The organism is Clostridium beijerinckii (genome assembly GCF_008705175.1).
GTDB classification, from domain to species: domain Bacteria; phylum Bacillota; class Clostridia; order Clostridiales; family Clostridiaceae; genus Clostridium; species Clostridium beijerinckii.
In genome coordinates this window covers 929,049-954,495 of record NZ_CP043998.1, presented here as the reverse complement: position 1 = coordinate 954,495, position 25,447 = coordinate 929,049, and the positions used below count along the sequence as shown (strand labels likewise).

Below are 25,447 nucleotides of genomic sequence, written 5' to 3'. Positions count from 1 at the left end.
TTAACTACTCATTATTGAACTTTCTCTTAATTTTTCAACAATATTTATTCTTTTTGCATTTATCGGTTCTTTAGCCAAAACTCCAATAATAATTGACCCTATCATAAACATAAATAATATAATGCTATCTTTAAATAATATTGAATATATTACTCCTGCCATAATTTGTCTAACTCCACTTATTGCATAAGTAAATGGAAGAAATGGAAATAGCTTTTGATATCCTGCCGGATTAACTTCTATTGGAAAATTGCCACTGGTTCCAGCAACTTGTATAACAAGCAATACCACACCTATAACTATTCCTCCATACCCAAAAAGACTAACAGCTGTATAAATTATGCAATTAAATACAACACTTATAAATATACAATAGAAGACAAACATTACTGGATGAACTGAATAAGAATGCAAAATAAATAATGCTCCTAAGCTAGCTACTAAAGCTTGGCCTATTCCTATGAATAAAAATAACGATAGCCTTCCAAAATATTTCTCGTACTTATTTAATTCTTTATCATTTTCTATAGAATGTGACTCTGTTCCAATTAGGACTGATAATACATATCCACCAATCCATAAGCAAAGAACTGTATAAAATGGCGTTACTGTAGATCCATAATTAGGCCATGGGAATAATCTATTATCCTGAATTTCTACAGGACTAGATAAAAAATCACTTTGAGCATTCCAATCATTTGTTATCATATCTAATAATTCATCAATATCTTTCTTGTTATCTATTTTTTTTAATCTCTGCGCAAGCTCATGTACATTGTCTCTTATATCTGGAAACTTTTCTTTTAATTTTTTTAATTCATCATTAGATAAATCTGCTGCATTCTTGAAAGTATTCAACATCTCTTGAACATCTGGCAAAGTTTTTTTTCCTTGAGCCGATAAGTTTAACCCAGTATCAATTATCTCGCTCATTGAGTCAAACCCCTTATTAATTGTTGGTACAATTTCTGAATCATAATTATCTGTTATATCAGAAACTAAATTATGCAAATCATCTAATACCTTTCTAGTATCTGTAAGATCCTGCATGTCCAATATTTTATCTCCATTATTTAATTTATCAATATCTTTATTAGTTCTATCAATTAGTTTATCAAGATTATTATCTATATTATCTAATCTATCTATGATTTTAGAAATGGTCCTACTTTCTTGCTTTAATAAATCTCTTTGATTTTCAATTACATCTGCTTGTTTATCAAAAATTTGCTGAAGCTTTTTTATTTCATCATAACTTTGTAGTGATTTGTCAATTGAAGGTTTAGGGATTTCTATTTCACTAATCTTATCAATAGCTCTTTTTATATTCTTCAATCTAGACTTAGCATCGCTAGAACTAGTTCTAATTGCTTTAGAAGTGTCTAATATCTGTAACAATGCTTTCTTTTCTACTTCCGGTGATATATTTTCATCAATATTTTTAAGCTCTGTTCCTATAATATCCAGCGTATTTTCACATTCAACAAGATCTTCTTTAATTTTTGGAGATTCATTCTGCAAATCTCCTTGTGTTTCATTTAGAAAACTTTGTGTATTATTTAAAAATTCAGCAGTTTCATCAACAGTGTCTGCTGCAGTTGGTATAAGCTCATTTGTTTTTATCATTAACTCAGAAGCACTTATTGTTCCATTAATTGCTTCATCTAGCATTTTTTCAATTTCTGGCATATTATCATCTAATTTATATACTGAATCTATTATATTTCTAAGCTCAGATCTGTTATTTTGTATATCTATACCAACCTCATCACATAATCTGAACATTATTCCCGATATACTCTTTGCTATATTCTCATCTAATTGAGTTTTGACACTTTTTACACCTGCATCAGTTATTTTAGATGCAATAACATTTTTCTTCTCATTTACAGTATATATTAACTTAGGTTTTGTAACGTCTTTCTTAACTACAGTCGTAACATCCTCTGAAAAAGCTTGTGGTATTTCAATCATTGCATAATACTTTTCATTTGTTAAACCATTTTTGGCAGTTTCTTTGTCTACAAATACCCATCCTAATTGATCATTTTCTTTGAGCTTATCAACTAATTCATCGCCTAAATTTATACTATGTTCTTTGTATACCGTTCCCTTATCTTCATTAACAATTGCAACTTCTATTCCCTTCGTATTAGAATATGGATCCCAGGATGCCTCAATATTTATTAATGAATATAAAGATGGTATTATCATTAAAACTACTACAACAAGTGCTGCCACCCAATTAGTAAATATATTCTTCATATCCCGTTTAAAAATATTTATTATATTCTTCATATTCAATGCTCCTGTCAGAAAATATTTCTTTGTATAGATTATATCACACAAAAATGACCAAGAGTCATTTTTTCTCCAATAATTATTTTCCGTACTTAAAACTTTATTTCTATTCTGGAGAAATTAACTATTATACCTTTACCTATTCAATTAAGATGAAATGTATGATAAAAAAGTAAAGAAAATGCCCTTAGCTATTATGCTAAAGGCTATAAAATTACTAATAGTTAATCAATTCTTATCTCTTCCTTCTATGTATCAGAATCTGAAATTAGCAATTACTTTTATTAAAATTTAAATGTAGATATTTTTTTAATTAATTTACTTGTACTCTCTTTAGATTCATTTATATTTAATATTATTTTATTAGTTTTCTCATTTATTTCGACTACCTTTTCTGCTATTTCAGTAGTTCCTTCTGCTCCATCTGTGGAAGCTTCTGCAACTTGATCTATTGTTTTTAAAATATCCTGTATAGATGCCAAAAGTTCCTCTGAAGTTGAGCTAAAGTCCGAAACTAAACTATTAACAAAGTCTGCATCCTTGCTATATTTATCTGCAACTTCCATCATAGATTTATAATCATTATCTACGTTATTTGAAATAAATTTCAAGAGCTTGCTTGAATTGCTTGATAAATCGCCTACAGATTCTGTAACTTTATCAGTAACATTCTTTATTTCAGTAACTACATTCTTAGATTCTTCTGCAAGTTTTCTTACCTCTTCTGCAACAACTGCAAATCCTTTTCCTGCATCCCCTGCTCTAGCAGCTTCAATAGCAGCATTCAATGCCAACAAATCTGTTTGTGCGGCAATCTCGATTATAGATTCAGATAATATACTAATTCTAGCTACAATATGAGAGTTTTCAATAGCTTTTTCAAGACCTTCTTTTGTCTCTAAAAATATCGCCTTTGCTTTTTCTTGTGACTCAATCGTATTTTTCTTAACATCATCTGCACTTTTTTGTATTCCTTCAACTGATATTAATCCATCTTGAATTTTTTCCGAGATTCCCTCTACAGCTTTTTCGATTTCATGAGATGTTGCTAGCATCTCCTCTGATGATGCAGCTGTTTCTTCCATTCCAGCAGCAATACTCTCTGTACTGCTTGAAACTTCTTCTATTGTACTTGATAGATTATCTATCTTACTATTTATATCATTATTTATATTTATAACATTTTCAGTACTCTCATTGACCTCACTAATTATTAACCTTAAGTTTGATATAAATTTATTTAAACTATTTGCAAGTCCAGCAATTTCATCCTTAGATTTAACTTTAATTTCTTGAGTTAGGTCACCACCTTTTTCTGCAAGTGCATCTAACTCATCCTTTAAACTTTTTAGTGATGCTATTATTCCTTTGATAATCATAAATGAAATAACCATTGAAAAAATAATTAATACTGAAATAATTATTATAGATATATTCTTTACTTTTTGGTATATATCACTACCCTGCTTAGAAAAATTCGCTCCCATTTCTTGATTATACTTAGATAATTCAATCAATGATCCTGATGCTGAGTCGAAGTATTTCTTTCCTTCTCCATTCATGATTTCCATGGCCTCATCAGTTCTTAAATCTCTACTCAAGGCTATAACTTTCTCATGTATCTTCAAATATTGATTCCAATCATTTTTAGCTGTCTCAAATAATTGCTTATCTTTATCATCATAAAATGTTTTTTCATATAAATTCATACTGCTTTGAATTTCGTTATTTTTTGCTTCCATATCTTTTTCTTTTTGAGCCATTTCATTTTTGTCAGTTGAGATTATATGTTCATATTCCATTATTCTAAAATCAGATGTCATCGTGTTTATATTCCCTGATTGGATTAATCCTGGAATTAATTCTGTAGACATATTAGCTGAAACTGTATTAATCACATTTAAGTTATTAATTGAATACAAACTTAAAAGAATCATTGAAATAATAAGCATAGATATAAGTGATACTAATTTACCTTTAATCGATTTGAACATTAAAACCCACTCCCCTTTTAATCACATAATAAATATCCTATAAATTTATATTGTACAAATACTTATTCGATGTTTTTTTACAAAAACCTTTTTAATTTCATTAAAATTTTAATTCCCACTTCATTATAACAACTATATTTTTATTTCCTTAATTTTTATTAAAAACTTTTCAAATCTCAATTCCACCATTTGTAATTTTAGAGATTTAATTAATCATAGTAATGAGATTATAAACAATTGTAAGATTTTAAAACAAAAAATATTTTATGTATCTTAATACACGTTTTTTTCAAAAAAATAACACATATTTAGCTATTTTCATAGCTAAATATGTGTTATATATAAGCCCTTCGCTAAGTTTCTAAAATATGAAACTCTACGAAATTCATCAAATTTTGGTGCAGGTGACGGGACTTGAACCCGTATGTCCATGTGAACACTACCCCCTCAAGATAGCGTGTCTGCCATTCCACCACACCTGCAAATATAAATTACTCACTTAATGATAATCTATTCTTATTTAAAATTCAAGTAATTTTCATAAAATATTTAAGTTAATCATTAGGCAGAGACTAATAATTAACTTAAAAAATGTACATTTAGGAAGCTTTTCATTAGATCAACTACCTTATCTGCCTCAAAATAATCGTCTTTTTTATCATAAAGATATTGATATATATGATAATATGTGTTTACCTTATCAACATATTTTTTTGTTTCCCCAAAAGGTATATAATCTACACTTTTTCCATCTGAAGAGTATTTTCTATTATCAAGCCATGATTGCACATTAGTTGGTCCTGCATTGTATGCTGCAATTGTCAAATCCATATCTTTATCAAAAGTATCATTCAAACGCCTAAGGTACCAGCATCCCATTTTAATATTATATTCTTCATTATACAGGTCTTCTTTAGAGAATGTATTATATCCCATTTCTTTCGCTGCCCATTGTCCAGTATCAACCGTTATTTGCATAAGACCTACGGCATTTTTATGTGAATGCGCATCATCATCAAATTTACTTTCAGTTTTTATAACTGCTAGTACTAGCAATGGATCTAGATTATACTGCGAACTGTACATATCAACATACTGCTGGTACTTATAAGGAAAAAACTTTTCTTTTATAATATATCTCGAACCTATGCCAATTGCTGCTACAATTACTACTAAGAATACTATTGCACAAAAGGTTTTTCTTAGAAACTTCATTATATTCTCCTTACTTAGCATATTAGTTTTATAAAATCAATAAAATCATAAACTTGCTTCTGCAATTCGATTAAATCAGTATTATTGTCAATAATAATATTCGCAAACTCTTTTTTTTCTTCCATAGACATTTGAGAATTTATTCTACTAACAGTTTCAACTTTAGTTAATTTATCTCTATTCATAACTCTTTGAATTTGAACTGAATTATCCGCATATACAAGTACAATATAATCCATTTCCTCATGCATATTATTTTCAATTAAAGTAGGAGCATCTATTATTACTATTTTTTCATTCTTTTGTTCGTGCAATTTTATCTTTTCTTCAATTGATTGTTTAATATACGGCATAATTATACTTTCATATTTTATTCTTTGTTTAGGAAATCTGAATATGTGGTTTCCAAATTCTTTCCTTCTAAATTCACCTCTCCAGTCAAAGAAACCTGCTCCAAATTGTGCCCGAACCATTTCTAATATCTTTGGATTATTTTCAAGTACTTCTTTAGCTATAGAATCTGCATCTATTATTTTTAGTCCTTCTTTACTTAAAATATTTGATACAGTGCTTTTTCCGGTGCCGATTCCACCTGTTAAACCAATTTTAACCATTTTATAAAAACCACCTTTTTTAATTCCACAATACATTATTTGGCATCGTACCATGTATCTCCAAAATTAACATCCACATCAAGTGCTACTTTTAACTTAATTGCATTTTCCATTTCATAAGCAACTAAATTTTTAACTTCTTCAAATTCATCTTTTTTTACATTTAAAATAAGTTCATCGTGTACTTGAAGGATTAATTCACTTTTTAATTCTTTTTCATTTAATCTGTTATAAACATTTACCATTGCAAGCTTTATTATATCAGCTGCACTTCCTTGAATTGGTGCATTCATTGCCAATCTATCACCCAAAGCCTTAACTATCTTATTGGAAGATTTTATCTCAGGAATAAATCTTCTTCTATTTAAAATTGTCAATACATATCCATTTTCTTTAGCTTCATCTACAACATTTTCAAGATATTCTTTTATCTTAGGATATCTTTCTAAATATATAGACATGTATTCTTCTGCTTCTTTCTTTGTGATCTTTAAATCTTCTGCAAGACTAAACGCACTTATCCCATACACTATCCCAAAATTAACTGCTTTTGCTCTACTTCTCATAAGAGAAGTAACCTCTCCTATCGGAACTTTAAATACTTCCGAAGCAGTTTTTGTGTGAATATCACTATGATGCTCAAATGCATCTATCATATTTTCATCTCCAGCAATATGAGCCAATACCCTTAATTCTATTTGCGAATAGTCACATGAAAACAGTATATCAGTTTCTTCCATTGGTATAAATACTTTTCTTATTTCTCTACCCATTTCATATTTTATAGGAATATTTTGCAAATTAGGTTCTGTGCTTGATAGTCTTCCTGTTGTAGTTACAGTTTGATTGAAGTTTGAATGGATACGCCCATCTTCATCAACCACATTTTTTAAACCTTCTACATATGTAGAATTTATCTTTGTGATTTGCCTATAATACATTATTTTAGGTATTATATCATGCTTATTCATTAGCTTCTCTAAAACTTCTTGGTTAGTTGAATATCCAGTTTTTGTTTTCTTAATGACTGGTAAATCCAATTTTTCAAATAATATTTTTCCTAGTTGCTTAGGAGAACTAATATTAAATTCCTCATCCGCTAATTCATATATTTCTTTTTGTGTCTTATCGATTTCTTTTTTAAACTTAGTCTGTAGCTCATCTAACATACCTTGATTTATGTTAAATCCAATACTCTCCATGGATGAAAGCACATAAATTAATGGATGCTCCACTTCATAATAAAGTTGATCCATATTTTCCTTATGAAGATTTTCTTTTAATTTCTCATAAATCATAGGTAAGTAACTGCAAAGAATTGCCTTAATATTGCTGTCTTCACTGTTAGGATTATCACCAATATAATGATTAACAAGTTCTAGAATTTCATATTTACTCTTTGATGAATCAATTAAATAAGCTGCTATCGCAGTATCAAAATCAAATCCCTTTATTTCAATTTGATTTTTATTTAAAAATGTAACAAAGTTTTTTCCATCATGAATAACTTTTTTAACATTATCATCTTCCATAAGATTTTTCAAAACTTTTAAAGCTTCTTCACTATCCTTAGAACTTATGTCTTTAAAATCTATAATAGTACCCTTATTTTCTTCCCCGAACATTAAATATTCAAGTTTTAATTTAGAATATTTAGATGCATCAGTTAAAGTATAATCTATATAAATTCTATTTCTCATCTCTGAGAATAATGCTTTCATATCTTCAATTGTAGTAATATTTCTCACTTCAATGTTAGATTCTTCCTGAACTGTATCATCATTAAATTTAGATAATATTGACTTCATCTCAAGTTTAATGAGCATCTTCTTAATTTCTAATATATTTTCTTTATTACTAGAACTTATATCTTCTAAATTTAATTCGATTGGAACTTCTCTCATAATTGTAGCTAATTTCTTAGAAAATATTGCTTGTTCAACATTATTTTCTAAATTTTCCTTAAGTTTTTTCCCGGAAATTTTATCTATATTTTTAATAACTTCTTCAACAGATCCATATTCCTTTATAAGCTTAAAAGCAGTCTTTTCTCCCACTCCTGGAACGCCTGGTATATTATCTGACTTATCTCCCATTAATCCTTTTACATCTATAAATTGCTCTGGAGTCACTTCAAACTCATCCATAAAGCTTTCTTTATCATAAACAGCAGTTTCACTGACACCTTTCTTAGTAATTATAATTTTAGTTTTTTCTGATGCTAGTTGAAGTGCATCACGATCTCCTGTAACTACAAATACTTCTGTATTATTGTCCTCAGCAAATTTTGATACTGTTCCAATCAAATCATCTGCCTCAAAGCCTTCAACTTCAAATATCTTAATTCCCATTAACTTAAATAGTTCTTTAATAATCGGGAATTGTTCCGCAAGTTCTGGCGGCATCTTATTCCTACCTGCTTTATATTCAGAATACTCTTTATGTCTAAAAGTTGGTGCTTTCAAATCAAAAGTAGCAATTATACTATCTGGATTAATTTCATCCTTCATTTTAAGTAGCATATTTATAAAACCATAAATGGCATTAGTATTTATTCCATCACTATTTGTAAGAGGAGGCAAAGCATAAAAAGCCCTATTCATAAGTGAATTTGAGTCTAAAACCAATAATTTTTTCATTAGAAACCTCCTGAAATTTAACATAAAAATTTACTCAACTAGAAATATTATTATCTACTTCAAGTCATTATTTAAACTCATTATACTATATTGTATAACTTAAAGTATATATGTATCTTGTTGTGTAATGAATTTATCTCATATTATTTCCATAATTATTAGTAATAATTCTTATTTTGTATATTCTTTATTTTACTATAGTAGATAACTTGCAAAAATTGTTATAATGTTAATTATAGATTGTAATTCCAAATGCAAAGTATTTTAAATTAACCAGTACTATAAAAATCTATTATGTAATGAGGTGATATAATTGTTAGATAACCTTTTATCTAAATATGCTAAACTTGCTATTATCAAAGGTGTAAATATACAAAAAGATGGACTTTTAGTTATAAATAGCCCTATTGAGTGTAGTAACTTTGCAAGGCTACTTGCGGATGAAGCCTATAAATCTGGTGCTTCTGATGTAGTTATAAATTATAATGATGAAAAATTCAATAAGATACGATTTAATAATTCTGCAAAGGAAATTCTTTCTATTACGCCAAAATTTGAAAAAGATAAATATGACTATTACGTAGAAAATAATGCAGCATTTTTGAGTATTTCCGCATCTGATCCAGATATTTTCAAAGATGTAGATTCGGAGAAAATATCGGCATATCAAAAAGGCAGACGTACAGCCTTAGAGAAATATCATAGCGCATGTACTTCCAACAAAAATGCTTGGTGCATAGTTTCAATTCCAACTGAAAACTGGGCAAAAAAAGTCTTTAGTGAATCTAACTCATGTGAAGCAATTGAAAAATTATGGGATGCAATTTTTACTGTTATGAGACTTAAAGAACAGAATCCTATAGATGCATGGAATAAACACACTAACCTTCTTCATGATAAGGTATTAGAATTAAATTCCTATAAATTTAAATATCTTCATTTTACAAATTCTCTTGGAACTGACTTAAAAATAGGATTAGTTCAAGATCATATTTGGTGCGGGGGTGAGGATATAACACAAGATGGTCTGAGATTTATTGCTAATATGCCTACAGAAGAAGTTTATACTACCCCTAAATTGGATGACGTAAACGGAATTGTTTTTAGCTCAAAGCCTTTAAGCTATTGTGGAAATTTAATAAACAATTTTTCCTTAACATTTAAAAATGGTAAAGTTGTAGCTTGTTCTGCTGAAACTGGATTAGATATTTTAACTGAGCTTCTTAATACAGACGAAGGTTCAAGATATCTAGGTGAGGTTGCCTTAGTTCCATATAATTCTCCAATTTCAAATTCAAATATAATTTTTTATAATACATTATATGACGAAAATGCTTCATGCCATTTGGCTCTTGGTTCTTCATATCCTTGCTGCATAAAGAACGGAGAAAAAATGACAAGAGAAGAATCAATTCTATCTGGTTCAAATGTATCGTTGATACATGTTGATTTTATGATAGGAACTAAAGATACAAATATAACTGGTATTACACCAGCTGGTGAAGAAATTAAAATTTTTAATAATGGTAATTGGTTTTAATATTTTTTAATAAAATAAAAATACAGGATTGATTTTACAACCCTGTATTTTTATTATTTATTTTTAGGCTTGCTTCGTTCTTTATTATTAGCATATGTCTTCAATTCATTATTGAGAGCATCTACAATATTATTATACTTTGCCTTAAAGGCGCGCCTAGCCATAAATCTTTGAATCCATAATGACATATATCCAAAAAACTTATCTGTTGACTGTTCTTCTTCAAATACTAATTTGGTTGTGCCATCTTTTTGCCCTTTGAAATTATATGTGGATATACATGTTGTAAAATCAGTTGAGGTAGTAATTTGATATTTTTCATTTTTTGCATATCCTGTTATTTCAACTGTACATTCTACTGGATTAGGTCTACCAGTATTTATACTCTTTTGAATCTTACATCCTGTCGCATCTTCTTCGTTAAAATCCGAAAAATCTTTCTTTGCATTTTTTATAAAAATATGGAACACATCTTCTACTGGATAATTTAATATTCCAATAGCTTTCATTTTGAATTCCCCCTCTAATGAATTTACTTTATTATTTTCCAGTAAAATATTCTATCCCTATTGCTTCTCGAACTTCTCTAAGAGTATTAGCTGCCACTTCTCTAGCCTTATTGCTACCATCCTTTAGCATTTTATATACCGCATCTATATCTTTTTCAAACTCAATTCTTCTATTTCTTATTGGTTCCAATTCAGCCTGTAAAATTTCATTTAAGTATTTTTTTACTTTTACATCACCAAGACCACCACGCTTATAATGCTCTTTCATTTCTTCAACAGCATTTTTATCAGTTGCAAATACATCTAGATAAGTAAATACAGTATTTCCTTCTATTTGCCCTGGATCTTCTACTCTTATATGATTAGGATCTGTATACATTGACATTACTTTTTTCTTAATCGTATCAGCATCATCAGATAGATATATACAATTTCCTATTGACTTACTCATTTTAGCTTTTCCATCCGTTCCAGGTAATCTTCCTGCATTAGAACTTGGAAGTACTGCTTCTGGCTCAACTAGAACTTCTCCATATATAGAGTTAAAACTTCTAACGATTTCCCTTGTTTGCTCAATCATAGGCAGTTGATCTTCTCCAACTGGTACTGTGTCTGCTTTAAATGCTGTAATATCAGCCGCTTGACTTACTGGATAAATAAGAAACCCTGCCGGAATACTATTTTCAAAATTTTTCTGTTTTATTTCTTGCTTAACTGTTGGATTTCTTTCTAACCTTGATAAAGTAACAAGATTTAAGTAATGCATTGTTAATTCATTTAGTTCTGGTATCTGTGATTGTACAAATATATTTGATTTGCTTGGATCAATTCCAACTGCTAAATAATCGAGTGCAACTTCCGTTAAACTATTTCTTATCTTTTCAGGATTTCTTGCATTGTCTGTTAAAGCCTGCTGATCTGCAATCATTATAAAACTTTCATATAAGCCTGATTCTTGAAGTACAACTCTATTTTTTAAAGAACCTATATAGTGTCCTATATGTAATTTACCTGTTGGTCTATCTCCTGTTAATATTACTTTCTTACCCATTCCAAATTCACTCCTAAACCGCAAAACTCATTAAACTTCTGACTTAGTTTTACTTTCAACTACTTTATTAATTACATCTACTCTTTTATCTCCTAAGACATTAGCTATCTTAACTGACATATTTTTTTCTTTATATATAGCTTCTCTATTAGCATCAACTATCTTCATAATTCTTTCTTCCATCTTTTCATATGAAATTAGGTCATCATAATATGTATCCACAATGTCCTTTAAACATGTTGCTAATTCTCTTGGATTTCTATAAACTGCTCTCATTTCTTACTCCTTAAATATAACAAAATAATTTTTATATAATTTATATCAATTCAAAATTCTCATCCCTTATCTGAAAATTATGAACTAACCGCATGTATTAATATAAGCTAAAATAAATTCCACCTTAAAATTATTATTTAATATAAATCTTTAACTTAATGTTCCATAAATACTTATATTATAACAAATAAGTTTCGCTTTATTATATCATTATACATAGTAAAATTCTATATTCAAAAATAAAGACTACCTTAAAATGCAATTTTTAAGATAGCCTATAAAATTCTAATTTTCAAACCTACTGATTAACTTGCTTATTTAATACTAATTGAAAAATCATTAGGCACTATCATTACAATACATTTGGCACGTTTGACAACATTAGTAGTTACTGAGCCAATCATTCGATTTAAACCTCTTTTAGTAGATTTAGTCATAACGATTACTCCTATATTTTCTTCATTTGCTTTCTTTATTATTTCATCTCCTGGATATCCAAAAGTAAAATAAGTTTCTGTCTTATAATCTTTCATTTTTTCTTTAGCTGCTTGTAATATTTCTTCACCCAATTCTTGTGCAAATTTTATCTCATCAGCAACTATCATTTCATTTATCAGTACTAATTCTTTAACATTCATTATTATAATTTCAATTGAATCTTTATCGGGAAATATTTCTTTTACAAATTCTAAAGAATGCATACTTCTTTCTGTTCCGTCTATTGGTATTAACACTTTCCTTTTATTCATATATACTCCCCCTTAAATATCTCGATATTATAGTATTCTACACATTAGCAATAATATCCTCTATTTCACCTTAATGAATATATAATTTTTTACTTATCTGTATAAATTCCCATTTCTAATTTAAGTATACCCTGAAATAATCATTTTTATAAATTTATAGGGCATATCTACATATAAAACTTTTTATATATGCAAATATACCCTTATTTTATTTATATTTTTATTCAATAATTTCTCCATTAGTCGAAATAGTTACTACTTGCCAAGGAATCATTTTATCACTTGCCTTTAATGCATTTTTCACAGCATTTTCTATTCCACCACAACATGGAACTTCCATTCTTACAACAGTAACACTTTTTATATCATTCATCTTCAAAATTGTCGTTAGTTTTTCTGAATAATCTCCCTCATCTAGTTTTGGACATCCTATTAATGTAATTTTATTTCTAATAAACTTATTATGAAAATCTCCATATGCATAGGCTGTACAATCTGCTGCTATAAGTAAATTAGCATTATTAAAATATGCTGCATTGGGAGAAACAAGTTTAATCTGCACAGGCCATTGATTCAATTGTGATACTATCTCACCCTCAGTTCTCGCATCCTTCACTTCAATCTTCTTATGGCTTAACATTCTAGATTGTGAACCTGGGCATCCAAATTGAATTGTTTGATTCTTGTTTAACTCTAATTTCTTTTGCTCAGTATTTCTTTTCTCCATGTTTATCTTTACAGCTTCTTCATCATAAGCAGCTGCTTCTCTCTCTTCGAAAGAAATAGCATTAGTTTCACATGAAGGAAGACAATCTCCAAGCCCGTCACAATAATCATCCCTTAATAATTTTGCCTTTCCATCTACTATACCTATAGCTCCTTCATGACAGGCGCTTGCACAAACACCACATCCGTTACATTTCTCTTCATCTATTTTAATAACTCTTCTTATCATAAAATTCTCCTCCTACATTTCATACTCATTTAAATTCACTAATCATTAATTTTTGACCATACATTAATAATTGAAATATAGCATTTAAATAAATCAATTAACTTATAGAATTATTATAATAGAATGTTCATATAAAATCCGTTTCATTTGATACAGAAATATTAATTATCAATTTTTAATTTTCTAACAATGTTAAGTTTTTTAAACTGAAGTCCAATATTTTAGCTGAGTGTGTTAATGCTCCTACAGATATGTAATCAACACCTATTTCAGCTATTTCTTTAATATTATTTAGTTCAACATTTCCTGAGAATTCTATTAAGGCTCTTTTTCCTATTATTTCAACTGCTTCTTTAGCTATCTCTAGACTCATATTGTCAAGCATTATTATATCTGCGCCTGCTAATAGTGCTTCCTGTACCATTTCTAAATTTTCAGTTTCTACCTCTATTTTTCTAACAAATGAAGAATTTTTTCTAGTTAGCTCTATAGCCCTTTTTATTCCACCAGCCGCACTAATATGATTGTCTTTAATCATTATACCATCAGATAAATTAAATCTATGATTACATCCACCTCCAATCTTTACAGAATATTTCTCTAATATCCTTAAATTTGGTGTTGTTTTTCTTGTATCTAATAATTTTGCATTTGTGTGTTTTATTTCTTGTATAAATCTATTCGTTAATGTAGCTATTCCACTCATCCTTTGAAGTAAATTTAGAGCAATCCTTTCCCCAACTAATAAGCTTCTTGTATTACCTTTTAGAAAAGCAATTCTGTCTTTTACATGTACATTATCTCCATCACGCTTATAAAATTCGATCTCCACATTTCCTAATAAATCAAATACTCTTTTAAATACTTCAAGTCCTGCAACCATGCCTTCTTCCTTGCAAATCAATTCTACTGTAGAGATACTTTCTTCTCCTATGATTGAATTTGTGGTTATGTCATCGCTTGGACAATCTTCAATAAGTGCATCTTTTATTATTTTATCTATAACTAAATAATTTATCATCTAACTTTCCACCCTTTTCTTTTATAGTTCTCACAGTTATCTCTTTATTTTCTTCTTGTAATTCATCCCATGATTTTTCTAATCTCTCCACAGGAAAAACCTTAATTTCCAAATAATCCACAATGTTGTTAATTGATATTGCAGCTCTTCTTGAAAATACAAGTCCTTCAAGTAATGAATTACTTGCGAGTCTGTTAGCACCATGTACTCCTGTACAGCTTGTCTCTCCAACTGCATATAGGCTTTTCATAGATGTTTTAGAATCCAAATCTACTTTTATTCCTCCCATAAAAAAATGCTGAGCTGGAGAAACCTTAATAAATTCTTTTGTTATATCTGTTCCTCTTTTTAAGCATTCCTCATAAATAGTTGAAAATCTATTTATTATATAATCTTTTCCCAAAAACCTTATATCTAAATTTACATAAGGTACTTCTGTCTCTTTTATCTGATTATATACTGCTTCTGATACCACATCCCTCGGCAAAAGCTCATTTATGAATCTTTCCCCTTTTATATTTGTAAGAATTCCACCTTCCCCTCTTAGAGATTCTGATATCAAAAATTTCCTCTTATTTTCACCTTCTTCATAAAATGCTGTCGGATGAATTTGAATATAATCCATATCCTTTAATTCTATACCGTGTCTTATTGCTGATGCTATTCCATCTCCTGTCAATATTCTCTGATTAGTTGAATTATTAAATAATCCACCTATGCCTCCAGTTGCCAATACAACAGCTTTTGCATAAACATTTATTTGCTCATCTTCTCTTATTAACATGGCTCCAATGCAATTATTTTCTTTTTCTATAATATCTACAAAATGAGTATTTTCATAAACACTTATATTTTCTCTCTTTTTCACTTTATCAATTAAAATTTTTGCAGCACTTTCTCCTGTATTATCCTTTGTATGGACTATCCTATTTACAGAATGAGCGCCTTCTTTTGTAAAGTTTAAACTTCCATCTTCATTTCTATCAAAAGCAATTCCCATTTCAATCAATGATTCTACGTTAACCATAGATTCATTAATTAAAGTTTCAACAGCCTCCAAATCATTTTTGTATCTTCCTGCTTTTAAAGTATCCTCTATATATAGTGGAATATCATCAACACCTTTTGCAACAGATATTCCCCCTTGTGCCAGATAAGTGTTACTACAAGTAATCTTATCTTTGCATACAATCAAGACATTTAAATCTTTCCTTAAATTTAATCCACAATAAAGACCTGATACCCCTGAACCTATTATTAGAACATCAACAAACTTATTCATATTTTTCCTAATTACTTCTAACATCTTGCGATGCAAGTAAATGCATATTTTCTAACGATTTTAACGCCTTTTTTCTAACATTTTCTTCTATAATCATTTCATTTTTCATATTCAATAAGGCATCATATAAATTTTCAAGGGTTGTCTTTTTCATGTCTTGGCAACATATTTTATCTCCTGGTATAAAGAAATTTTTATTAGGATTCTTTTTCTTTAATTCATATAAAATTCCTTCTTCTGTCGCTATTATAAAATCGGTTCCTTCATCTTTAGTCGCATAATCTATTATTCCACTTGTACTCCCTATATAATCTGCAATATCTCTGATTTCCTTTGTGCATTCAGGATGGACTAATACTTTTGCATTTATATGCTTTTCTTTTTCAATCAATATATCTTCTCTGCTTACCTTATTATGGCACCTACAAAATCCATCCCATAATATGAACTCTTTTTCTGGGAAAAACTCCGATATATATTCACCTAGATTCCTATCAGGTAAAAACATAATCTTTTTATTAGGTATCTTCTTTAATATTTTCAATGCACTTGAAGAAGTCACAGCTACATCACAATGAGCTTTCACATTACACGTTGAATTTATATAGCAAACTACATAAGCATCTGGATGCTTTTCCTTTAGTTCTAATAAAGCCTTGCCGCTTGCCATATCTGCCATAGAACATCCTGCACTAGGACATGGCATTAAAACAGTCTTATTCGGTGATAAAACTTTTGCACTCTCTGCCATAAATCTAACCCCGCAAAACATTATAACTTCCTCTTTGCAATCTCTAGCTATTTCACTTAAATAATAAGAATCTCCTACATAATCTGCTAAGTCTTGTATAATTCCTGGTTGGTAATAGTGTGCAAGAATAAGAGCATTCTTTTCTCTCTTTAACTTTAATATTTCTTTTGCTAAATCCATCGCCATGTTTATTTACACCTCTTTTAATTAATTTTACAGGTGTATATACACCATTGAAAATAATTATAACACCACAATTTTTAATATTCAACAGATTTCATTGCCTTATTTAACCTACAAAAAATCATTTTATTTTTCTTGACAGCTAAAAGTTATAGTTGTATTATTGTATTAACAACTTAGTACAACAATACAGTAGTACAATTTACGAAGGAGTGAGACTATGTCATGGGATTTTAATGACGATAGACCAATTTACATGCAGCTAATGGAACAAATACAACTTAGAATCGTTTCTGGCATATACAAAGCTGGTGAAAAATTGCCATCAGTTAGAGATATGGCAGGTGATGCAGCTGTTAATCCTAATACAATGCAGAAAGCATTAACAGAACTTGAGAGAACTGGTTTAGTATTTTCTCAAAGAACTAGTGGCAGATTTATTACGGAGGACGTTAATATGATTAAAAATATAAGAAATGGTTTAGCAAGAGATCAAATTGAAAAATTTCTTCACAACATGGAAAAAATCGGTTATACCAATCAAGAGACAATCCAACTTATAGAAATTATATCAAAGGAGATGAAATAATGGGTAATGCTGATAATAAGATATTGTATAACTCTAGCGAAAGTGATACAATATCTACTTTTACAAATAGCAATATGGATAATGTCCCTATTTTAGAATGCAAGAATTTATTTAAGACTTATTCTAATACAGAGGCATTGAAAGGGATAAATCTAAAAATTAATCGTGGCAGAATTGTTGGACTTTTAGGTCCAAATGGCAGTGGTAAAAGCACACTAATAAAGTTGGCAAATGGTCTTTTAACTCCATCAAATGGAGAAATATTAATATCAGGAAATAAACCTGGAATTGAAACAAAGAAAATTGTTTCATATCTTCCAGAAAGGACTTATCTTAATGACTGGATGAAAGTTTCAGACATTATTAGCTTTTTTCAAGACTTCTACGATAATTTCAATCCTGAGAAAGCTTACAATATGTTATCAAAACTTAACATTAATCCCAACGATAAATTAAAAACTATGTCAAAGGGTACAAAAGAGAAAGTACAACTTATTTTAGTTATGAGTAGAGAGGCCGATTTATATTTATTAGATGAACCTATCGCAGGTGTTGATCCTGCTGCCAGAGATTATATTTTAAATACAATAATCACTAATTACAATGAAAATGCCACTATAATTATATCTACTCACCTTATTTCTGACATTGAAAGAATATTAGATGATGTAGTATTTATATCATATGGAAATATATTCTTAACTAAAAGTGTTGATGAAATAAGAGAAAATGAAGGCAAGAGTGTTGATGCTCTATTTAGGGAGGTATTTAGATGTTAGGAAAATTAATGAAGTATGAGGTAAAAGCAACTGGCAGAACCCTTATACCGCTATATTTAGTATTATTAGCATTTGCTATCATTAATAAAATTTTTATCGGAACTGGTCTATCCCATAAACTTCAAGGATTTGGTTCAATCCCATTTATACTAAGCATCTTTGGATACGGATGTACTATGGCTGCTGTATTCATAGTCACCTTTTTCATAATTATCCAAAGATTTTATAAAAATCTGCTTGGTGATGAAGGATATTTAATGAACACCCTTCCAGTGAGCACCATCACAAACATTACAAGCAAACTTTCAATTGCCACTTTTTGGACTATAATAAGTGGAATTGTAGCCATACTTTCAATAATTATTATGGCATTTGACCCTAGGGCTTTTGGTCAATTCTTTTCTGAAACTTTTAGGGCTCTTTCAGAAGGTTATGCTAAAATAGGAATACAAATTTATGTAATTATTATAGAATTATTAATTGCTATGATATTTCAGTTTGTAAAATTTATTAGTATGATTTATGCTTCTATATCAATTGGGCATATATTTAGTAAGCATAGAATTCTTTCATCTTTCGGGGCATTTATAATATTAAATTTAATTGCAGGTGCAATATCATCATCTATTGGGATAGCTTTTTCATCCTCTAGACTGCCTGATTTACTAAGAAATATTGAATCTCTTTGGCCTATTAATTTATTTTTAATATCTATCACAGTATTTAATATAATCTTCATAATAGTTTATTTCATAATAACAAGCTATATATTAAAAAATAAATTAAATTTAGAATAAAAAATGCTATTTTAAATATATAATCTTAGTATAGTGCCAACTTGTATAAAAAGCTAAACACAAACACTAATACTTACCAAGATAGTATATTTATTTATAAATATTAAAAAAGCGACTATTGAAATAATTTTCGATAGTCGCTTTTAATATGCAAATTTTTTAGTCATTTTCTATGCATTTTTATAAATTGTTAAATATTTTATATTGACTTATTCCTCATTTTATTACATAATTACATATAACTTAATAGGTAAATAACTAAGATAGAGGCGCGAAATTTAAGAGTATTATTATGGAGGTAAGCTCATTGAAGTAATAAGAAAGGAACTTTCGCCGAAGTAAATAGCTGATTGCTTTAATACTATTTGCTGGGCTTGTGTAAAATATATACAAGACTGCCACAACTTATTTTGTGGAGAGCTATTTTTAATGTAAATGTCGATATTCGTCATATTTTTAAAATGTGTAACTTTCGTATTTATGTCATGAGTATGCTCTCATGGCTTTTTTTATTGTTTTAATTTTTATATTATCTTAGTTACTTGCTTATGGAAATTTAAAACCATAATGGAGGATAGAAAAATGAGTGAAGAAAATCACGAATTAAAGAGAAGTTTAAAAGCAAGACACTTAAACATGATAGCCATAGGCGGATCTATTGGTACCGGTATATTCCTTGCAATGGGTGATACTCTCCACCAAGCTGGTCCTGGTGGTGCATTAGTAGCTTATGCACTAGTAGGTATAATGGTATACTTTTTAATGACAAGCTTAGGAGAAATGGCAACTCATATGCCAATATCTGGTTCATTTAGCTCATATGCTAATAAATTTATTGATCCAGCTCTTGGATTTGCCCTTGGCTGGAACTACTGGTACAACTGGGCTATAACAATTGCAGCCGAAATGGTTGCCGGTGCTCTGTTGATGAAATACTGGTTTCCAGATGTAAATGCCCTATATTGGAGTATTTTATTTTTAGTAATTATAGTAGGCTTAAATATTTTATCATCTAGAGCATATGGAGAATCAGAATACTGGTTTGCTGGTATTAAGGTGGTTACCGTTCTTATATTCATAGTAATTGGTGTTTTAATGATTGTAGGCATAATGGGTGGAGATAAAATAGGATTTCATAACTTCACCATTGAAGATGGACCCTTCCATGGAGGAATTAAATCAATATTTTCTATTTTCTTAATTGCAGGTTTTTCATTTCAAGGTACTGAACTTATTGGAATTGCTGCAGGTGAAAGCGAAGATTCTGAGAAGAATATTCCAAAAGCTATAAAATCAATATTTTGGAGAATATTAATATTTTACCTAGGTACGATTATTGTCCTAGGAGCAATAATACCATTTACTGAAGCTGGACTTGATACAAGCCCATTTACAATGGTATTTGAAAAAGCTGGTATTGCAGGTGCTGCTTCACTGATTAATGCGATCATATTAACTTCTGTATTATCTGCTGGTAACTCTGGTATGTATGCATCAAGTAGAATGCTTTATGCAATGGCTAAAGAAGGTATGGCTCCTAAAGCTTTTGCTAAAACAAATAATAGAGGTGTACCTATAAATGCCGTACTTCTAACTACATTAATAGCTTCTGCTTGCTTTTTAACAGGTCTATATGCAGAGAGTACTGTTTATGTTTGGCTAGTTGCAGCATCTGGTCTTGCTGGATTTATAGCTTGGGTAGGTATAGCAATATGCCACTATAGATTTAGGAAAGCATATGTTTATCAAGGAAGGGATTTAAATGAGTTAAAATATAGGGCTAGTTTATATCCATTTGGTCCAATATTAGCATTATTAATGTGTATTATTATAATAATAGGTCAAGGATATTCATACATTACTCCTGAGGCGATTGATTGGAATGGATTAATTGCAGCTTATATAGGACTTCCATTATTCTTAATCTTATACGTAGGTTATAAAATAAAGAATAAGACTAAAGTTATTCCTTTAGATAAAGTTGATTTAGACTTCTCTGATAAATAGTAACAAAAAGTAAGATCATAATTTTTAAGTTTAACTTTTACTTGTACTTTCTATTTTAGCTTTAAATATTATATTTCTCTGGAAATAATAAGAGTACCTCAAATATTTTTGAGGTACTCTCCTTTCTATATTATATGATCCTATTCATTAATTATATAAGGCACAGTTACAATAACTACATTTCTCATCTTAAGTATAGATCTTCTTAAAAGTATTGACGTTTGATTATGAAGTGTCTGATGCCACCATTTATGTATGATAAATTGAGGCATTACTATTGTTATTACTTCGTGTTTCTTTAAGTGCTTATGTTTTTCTTCCACATACGCTAAAAGTTTTTCGTTAACATTTCTGTATGGCGCATTTTCTATGACCAATTGAGCTGCTATCCCAAGCTTATTATACTTTTCTATTAGTTTCTTTGTGACTTCTTCATCTGTACTAACATGATAAACTTCTATGTTCTCCCCAAGAGTTAAAGCGCAATTTAAACTCTTAATGAAAGATTTATTAATTGTTTGAACTGGCACAATAACATGTTTTGTTATTGCTTCTCTTACAATTAAACTCTCTAAACCTGTTTCTATTTTTAAGTTCTCTCTAACTTTAGTATAGTGTCTTCTAACTCTTAACATTCCTGTTACAAGTATCGGTATGCATACAAGCACAATCCATGCTCCATGCTTAAACTTCTCTACACCTATTATTATGCATGTTGCTGCTGTAACAGCTGCCCCTAACCCATTTATAAACGCTTTATGTCTCCAATGCCCTTCCTTGCTCTTAGTCCATTTTCTAAACATTCCAAATTGTGATAATGTGAATGATATAAATACACCAACCGCATATAAAGATAACAACATATGAGTACTACCATCTGCAATATAAACTAAAAGTGAGGATACTAGAAATAACAATACTATTCCATTTGAAAAACTTAATCTAGTTCCCCTTTTCCCAAGTTGTCTTGGAACATATCCATCCTTAGCTAATATTGATAACAGTAGCGGCAAATCTGAAAATGCAGTATTAGCTGCAAGTGTAAGAATAATAGCTGTCGTAGCTTGTACTATAAAAAACATTAAACTGTTTTGTCCAAAAACTTGGATCGCTATTTGTGCTATCACTGTAATATCTTGACCTGGAACTGCTTTGTACATTGTTGAGAGGTATGATATCCCACCAAATATAATAAAAACAATACAAGCTAATGTTCCTAATACTATTTTCGCATTCTTCTGAGCTGGATTTTTAAAATTAGGTATTCCATCACTTACCGCTTCGATACCTGTCAAAGCAGTACATCCTGAAGAAAAGGCCTTTAGGAATAATAACAAAGTTAAATCTCCAGCTGCTTGTGGAACTACATATAATTGCTCTGGACTTTCTTTCAACACTAATACTTTGAATACTCCTGTTATTATCATTATTATTATTGATAATATAAATAAATATGTTGGTATTCCAAATAACTTAGATGAATCCCTTATTCCTCTAAGATTTCCTAATGTTATTAACCCTATTACAAAAATAGCTATTAACGGTTGATACGGCAACAAGGCTGGAATCGCTGATGTTATTGCAGCTGCTCCTGCACAGGTACTAACTGCAACAGTTAATAAATAATCAATTATTAATGATGACGCTGCCACCAATCCTGGAAGCTTACCTATATTTTCGCTCGCAACAATATACGATCCACCCCCATGAGGAAAATTATCGATTATTTGTCTATATGAAAACACTATTATTCCTAATAAAACTGTAATTGCTATTGCTATTTCTATCATGGATCCATATGCACGCATACCAAGAATAGGTATAAGAACTAATAGTATTTCTTCACTTGCATAAGCTACCGATGAAATAGCATCACTTGATAATATTGGCAGCCCCCAAATAACACTAAATTTTTCTTCAGCTAATTCGTTAGTTTTAAGAGCTCTTCCAATCAATAATGATTGAATTTTTTTAAACATAATTCTTCCCCCATATTGTAAAAATTACTATGCAATTTCAACTTTATACAACAGGTAATAAAAAGGATTTTCCCCTCCTTTTTTATTACCTGCTATTACAACATACAGATTATATATCTATATATTATTGATGTAAATATATTTATTTTTATAAATACGTTTTCAATACAACTTTATTTTTAAATATTTTTCGACAGTACGATTTTGTCTTTGCTACTTACTGTATTCTAACTAAAAAGAAAGAAGATAACTAGTTTCATACCAGCTATCTTCTTCTATTATTTATCTTATATTAATTTATCTTAAGAACATTGCCATATCATCTTCAACATTTGTAATTCCACCTATACCAAAGTTTTCTACTAAAACATTAGCTACATTTGGTGAAAGGAATGCAGGAAGAGTTGGTCCTAAGTGAATATTCTTTACTCCTAAGTGTAATAGAGATAATAATACTATTACTGCTTTTTGTTCATACCATGCAATATTAAATGCTATTGGTAATTCATTTATATCTTCAAGACCGAATACTTCTTTAAGTTTCAATGCAATTACTGCTAATGAGTATGAATCATTACATTGTCCTGCATCTAAAACTCTTGGAATTCCACCTATGTCTCCTAAATCTAACTTGTTGTATTTATATTTTGCACAACCAGCTGTTAATATAACAGTATCTTTTGGAAGAGCTGCTGCAAAGTCTGTGTAGTATGATCTAGCTTTTTGTCTACCATCGCAACCTGCCATAACGAAGAATTTCTTAATTGCTCCAGTTTTTACTGCATCAACTACTTTATCAGCTAAAGCTAATACTTGGTTATGAGCAAATCCACCAACGATTTCTCCTTCTTCAATTTGAGTAGGTGCTGCACATTTCTTAGCTTGTTCAATAATTACAGAGAAATCTTTCTTTCCATTTTCATCAGCTGCAATATGAGAGCATCCTTCATAACCTGCTGATCCAGTAGTATATAATCTTCCTTTGTAACTATCTCTTGGAGGAACTATACAGTTTGTAGTCATAAGTATTGGTCCATTAAAGCTTTCAAATTCTTCTGGTTGTTTCCACCATGCATTTCCGTAGTTACCTACTAAGTGTGAGTATTTCTTTAAATGTGGATAGTAGTGAGCTGGTAACATTTCAGAATGTGTATACACATCTATTCCTGTTCCTTCTGTTTGAATTAATAGTTGTTCTAAGTCTTTTAAGTCATGTCCTGAAATTAATATTCCTGGATTTGTTCCAACTCCGATATTTACTTTTGTTATTTCTGGATTACCATAACTTTCTGTATTAGCTTTATCTAATAACGCCATCCCATCAACACCAACTTTTCCTGTTTCTAAAGTTAATGCTATATATTCATCTATTGTTACGTTATTATTAGCAGTTAATGATAATGCTTTTTGCATAAATGCACATATATTTTCATCTTCATATCCTAAAGCATTTGCATGTTTCATGTATGCAGATAAACCTTTTAATCCATAAGTAATAAGTTCTCTTAAACTTCTGATATCTTCATTTTCAGTAGCTAATACACCAACAGTCTCTGCTTTAGCTTCCATTTCTTCTCTTGTTTCTGCATTATATAACGCAGCTGCACTTAAGCTTTCTTTGTTAGCTAATTTTCCTAATAATTCTTCTTTTATTTTTAAAGTATCTTTTACTCTTCCGTAAAATACTTCTTTATCAAAGTTAGCATTAGTTATAGTAGTAAAAAGGTTCATAGTTACTGTAGTATTTATAGCTTGTGATACAGCAATCCCTTCTTCTCTAGCTTTTGTTGCAACTTCTGATAAACCTCTAGTTACATATATTAATAAATCTTGCATCTTAGCAAGATCTGGAGTCTTACCACACACACCTTTTACAGTACATCCTGTACATCCTGCTGCTTCTTGACATTGAAAACAAAACATTTTATTATCCATATTGAAATCTCCTCCACACACTTAATTTTTATCAAATAAATTTTTATAAATTTCTATATCAGTTAGGTACATTCCCTCGAATCACCTTATGAACCTATTTTACATTGAAATTATAAAATACTCTGTTTCATTTGTTACGATCAATAAATCTTTTGGAATTATTTTTATAAATACATAAAAATAACCTAGAATTCATATATACTCTAAGTCACCATAAATTAAAGTTATGGTAATTACTTTAATTGATAGCAATACAAAGAAATAGAATACATATATGTGGA

Annotated in this window: 20 protein-coding genes, 1 tRNA gene and 1 riboswitch; of the genes, 5 read left to right on the top strand and 16 right to left on the bottom strand. The window is 29.6% G+C overall.

Annotated features, from left to right (window positions below; translation table 11 throughout):
- From F3K33_RS04405 to polA, 6 genes are all read right to left on the bottom strand, one after another.
- Entirely contained in the window at nucleotides 1-2,298 is a 2,298-nt protein-coding gene (locus F3K33_RS04405; protein ID WP_039773439.1) for a YhgE/Pip domain-containing protein, read from the bottom strand.
- A 287-nt stretch (nucleotides 2,299-2,585) separates the two neighbouring features.
- A complete protein-coding gene (locus F3K33_RS04400; RefSeq protein ID WP_039773437.1) occupies nucleotides 2,586-4,295 on the bottom strand; it encodes a methyl-accepting chemotaxis protein in 1,710 nt (569 codons plus the stop codon).
- 396 nt (nucleotides 4,296-4,691) lie between these two features.
- A tRNA-Leu gene (locus F3K33_RS04395) sits at nucleotides 4,692-4,777 on the bottom strand.
- Between the two features lie 97 nt (nucleotides 4,778-4,874).
- Nucleotides 4,875-5,510, bottom strand: a complete 636-nt coding sequence (locus tag F3K33_RS04390) for a lytic transglycosylase domain-containing protein (RefSeq protein WP_011968147.1) — start codon at nucleotides 5,508-5,510, stop codon at nucleotides 4,875-4,877.
- Nucleotides 5,511-5,524: 14 nt separating this feature from the next.
- On the bottom strand, nucleotides 5,525-6,124 hold the full coding sequence (gene coaE / locus F3K33_RS04385) for a dephospho-CoA kinase (RefSeq protein ID WP_023974027.1): 600 nt from the start codon (nucleotides 6,122-6,124) through the stop codon (nucleotides 5,525-5,527).
- A 35-nt stretch (nucleotides 6,125-6,159) separates the two neighbouring features.
- Nucleotides 6,160-8,763, bottom strand: coding sequence for a DNA polymerase I (gene polA, locus F3K33_RS04380; protein WP_039773436.1), 2,604 nt, complete (start codon nucleotides 8,761-8,763; stop codon nucleotides 6,160-6,162).
- Between the two features lie 313 nt (nucleotides 8,764-9,076).
- On the opposite strand from polA, the gene F3K33_RS04375 reads away from it, so the two are divergent.
- The gene (locus tag F3K33_RS04375; protein WP_023974029.1) at nucleotides 9,077-10,303 is read left to right on the top strand and encodes an aminopeptidase; all 1,227 of its coding nucleotides are present in this window, start codon (nucleotides 9,077-9,079) and stop codon (nucleotides 10,301-10,303) included.
- A 53-nt stretch (nucleotides 10,304-10,356) separates the two neighbouring features.
- Here F3K33_RS04375 and F3K33_RS04370 read toward each other — a convergent pair whose 3' ends face one another.
- The 8 genes from F3K33_RS04370 to nadA form a co-directional block, all read right to left on the bottom strand.
- The gene (locus F3K33_RS04370; protein ID WP_017211756.1) at nucleotides 10,357-10,812 is read right to left on the bottom strand and encodes a DUF3284 domain-containing protein; all 456 of its coding nucleotides are present in this window, start codon (nucleotides 10,810-10,812) and stop codon (nucleotides 10,357-10,359) included.
- Nucleotides 10,813-10,843: 31 nt separating this feature from the next.
- Nucleotides 10,844-11,863 (bottom strand): tryptophan--tRNA ligase, encoded by a 1,020-nt coding sequence (trpS, locus tag F3K33_RS04365; protein WP_023974030.1) that lies wholly within the window; start codon nucleotides 11,861-11,863, stop codon nucleotides 10,844-10,846.
- Nucleotides 11,864-11,893: 30 nt separating this feature from the next.
- Complete coding sequence (locus F3K33_RS04360; RefSeq protein ID WP_011968141.1) at nucleotides 11,894-12,139, bottom strand: TIGR04540 family protein; 246 nt, start codon at nucleotides 12,137-12,139, stop codon at nucleotides 11,894-11,896.
- Nucleotides 12,140-12,453: 314 nt separating this feature from the next.
- The gene (locus F3K33_RS04355) at nucleotides 12,454-12,888 is read right to left on the bottom strand and encodes a universal stress protein (RefSeq protein WP_011968140.1); all 435 of its coding nucleotides are present in this window, start codon (nucleotides 12,886-12,888) and stop codon (nucleotides 12,454-12,456) included.
- A gap of 220 nt (nucleotides 12,889-13,108) precedes the next feature.
- On the bottom strand, nucleotides 13,109-13,843 hold the full coding sequence (locus tag F3K33_RS04350; protein ID WP_023974031.1) for an ATP-binding protein: 735 nt from the start codon (nucleotides 13,841-13,843) through the stop codon (nucleotides 13,109-13,111).
- 175 nt (nucleotides 13,844-14,018) lie between these two features.
- Complete coding sequence (gene nadC, locus F3K33_RS04345; protein WP_039773435.1) at nucleotides 14,019-14,864, bottom strand: carboxylating nicotinate-nucleotide diphosphorylase; 846 nt, start codon at nucleotides 14,862-14,864, stop codon at nucleotides 14,019-14,021.
- The gene (locus tag F3K33_RS04340) at nucleotides 14,839-16,146 is read right to left on the bottom strand and encodes an L-aspartate oxidase (protein WP_039773434.1); all 1,308 of its coding nucleotides are present in this window, start codon (nucleotides 16,144-16,146) and stop codon (nucleotides 14,839-14,841) included. The genes nadC and F3K33_RS04340 overlap by 26 nt, the downstream gene beginning before the upstream one ends.
- 7 nt (nucleotides 16,147-16,153) lie before the next feature.
- On the bottom strand, nucleotides 16,154-17,077 hold the full coding sequence (nadA, locus tag F3K33_RS04335; protein ID WP_338032046.1) for a quinolinate synthase NadA: 924 nt from the start codon (nucleotides 17,075-17,077) through the stop codon (nucleotides 16,154-16,156).
- A 223-nt stretch (nucleotides 17,078-17,300) separates the two neighbouring features.
- On the opposite strand from nadA, the gene F3K33_RS04330 reads away from it, so the two are divergent.
- From F3K33_RS04330 to F3K33_RS04315, 4 genes are all read left to right on the top strand, one after another.
- On the top strand, nucleotides 17,301-17,669 hold the full coding sequence (locus F3K33_RS04330) for a GntR family transcriptional regulator (protein ID WP_011968135.1): 369 nt from the start codon (nucleotides 17,301-17,303) through the stop codon (nucleotides 17,667-17,669).
- A gap of 74 nt (nucleotides 17,670-17,743) precedes the next feature.
- The gene (locus tag F3K33_RS04325) at nucleotides 17,744-18,448 is read left to right on the top strand and encodes an ABC transporter ATP-binding protein (RefSeq protein ID WP_171787069.1); all 705 of its coding nucleotides are present in this window, start codon (nucleotides 17,744-17,746) and stop codon (nucleotides 18,446-18,448) included.
- Complete coding sequence (locus F3K33_RS04320) at nucleotides 18,442-19,245, top strand: hypothetical protein (RefSeq protein WP_017211749.1); 804 nt, start codon at nucleotides 18,442-18,444, stop codon at nucleotides 19,243-19,245. Before F3K33_RS04325 ends, F3K33_RS04320 begins: the two co-directional genes overlap by 7 nt.
- Before the next feature lie 256 nt (nucleotides 19,246-19,501).
- Nucleotides 19,502-19,676: riboswitch (Lysine riboswitch) on the top strand.
- 151 nt (nucleotides 19,677-19,827) lie between these two features.
- Nucleotides 19,828-21,252, top strand: a complete 1,425-nt coding sequence (locus F3K33_RS04315; protein WP_011968132.1) for an amino acid permease — start codon at nucleotides 19,828-19,830, stop codon at nucleotides 21,250-21,252.
- Between the two features lie 140 nt (nucleotides 21,253-21,392).
- Here the strand turns inward: F3K33_RS04315 and F3K33_RS04310 are convergent, their stop codons facing one another.
- Nucleotides 21,393-23,231 carry an APC family permease gene (locus F3K33_RS04310; RefSeq protein ID WP_011968131.1) on the bottom strand — a complete coding sequence of 613 codons (1,839 nt, stop codon included), beginning with the start codon at nucleotides 23,229-23,231 and terminating at the stop codon, nucleotides 21,393-21,395.
- 297 nt (nucleotides 23,232-23,528) lie between these two features.
- A complete protein-coding gene (gene hcp, locus F3K33_RS04305) occupies nucleotides 23,529-25,166 on the bottom strand; it encodes a hydroxylamine reductase (RefSeq protein ID WP_039773431.1) in 1,638 nt (545 codons plus the stop codon).
- Nucleotides 25,167-25,447: the final 281 nt, after the last annotated feature.

Excerpts from the sequence above, each read along its gene's own strand:
- F3K33_RS04390 (WP_011968147.1), bottom strand. The coding sequence starts at position 5,510 with ATGAAGTTTCTAAGAAAAACCTTTTGTGCAATAGTATTCTTAGTAGTA.
- trpS (WP_023974030.1), bottom strand. The coding sequence starts at position 11,863 with ATGGGTAAGAAAGTAATATTAACAGGAGATAGACCAACAGGTAAATTA.
- F3K33_RS04315 (WP_011968132.1), top strand. The coding sequence starts at position 19,828 with ATGAGTGAAGAAAATCACGAATTAAAGAGAAGTTTAAAAGCAAGACAC.
- F3K33_RS04405 (WP_039773439.1), bottom strand. The coding sequence starts at position 2,298 with ATGAAGAATATAATAAATATTTTTAAACGGGATATGAAGAATATATTT.
- coaE (WP_023974027.1), bottom strand. The coding sequence starts at position 6,124 with ATGGTTAAAATTGGTTTAACAGGTGGAATCGGCACCGGAAAAAGCACT.
- F3K33_RS04330 (WP_011968135.1), top strand. The coding sequence starts at position 17,301 with ATGTCATGGGATTTTAATGACGATAGACCAATTTACATGCAGCTAATG.
- nadC (WP_039773435.1), bottom strand. The coding sequence starts at position 14,864 with ATGATAAATTATTTAGTTATAGATAAAATAATAAAAGATGCACTTATT.
- hcp (WP_039773431.1), bottom strand. The coding sequence starts at position 25,166 with ATGGATAATAAAATGTTTTGTTTTCAATGTCAAGAAGCAGCAGGATGT.
- F3K33_RS04400 (WP_039773437.1), bottom strand. The coding sequence starts at position 4,295 with ATGTTCAAATCGATTAAAGGTAAATTAGTATCACTTATATCTATGCTT.
- F3K33_RS04360 (WP_011968141.1), bottom strand. The coding sequence starts at position 12,139 with ATGAGAGCAGTTTATAGAAATCCAAGAGAATTAGCAACATGTTTAAAG.
- F3K33_RS04340 (WP_039773434.1), bottom strand. The coding sequence starts at position 16,146 with ATGAATAAGTTTGTTGATGTTCTAATAATAGGTTCAGGGGTATCAGGT.
- polA (WP_039773436.1), bottom strand. The coding sequence starts at position 8,763 with ATGAAAAAATTATTGGTTTTAGACTCAAATTCACTTATGAATAGGGCT.
- F3K33_RS04355 (WP_011968140.1), bottom strand. The coding sequence starts at position 12,888 with ATGAATAAAAGGAAAGTGTTAATACCAATAGACGGAACAGAAAGAAGT.
- F3K33_RS04325 (WP_171787069.1), top strand. The coding sequence starts at position 17,744 with ATGGATAATGTCCCTATTTTAGAATGCAAGAATTTATTTAAGACTTAT.
- F3K33_RS04320 (WP_017211749.1), top strand. The coding sequence starts at position 18,442 with ATGTTAGGAAAATTAATGAAGTATGAGGTAAAAGCAACTGGCAGAACC.
- F3K33_RS04370 (WP_017211756.1), bottom strand. The coding sequence starts at position 10,812 with ATGAAAGCTATTGGAATATTAAATTATCCAGTAGAAGATGTGTTCCAT.
- nadA (WP_338032046.1), bottom strand. The coding sequence starts at position 17,077 with ATGGATTTAGCAAAAGAAATATTAAAGTTAAAGAGAGAAAAGAATGCT.
- F3K33_RS04310 (WP_011968131.1), bottom strand. The coding sequence starts at position 23,231 with ATGTTTAAAAAAATTCAATCATTATTGATTGGAAGAGCTCTTAAAACT.
- F3K33_RS04350 (WP_023974031.1), bottom strand. The coding sequence starts at position 13,843 with ATGATAAGAAGAGTTATTAAAATAGATGAAGAGAAATGTAACGGATGT.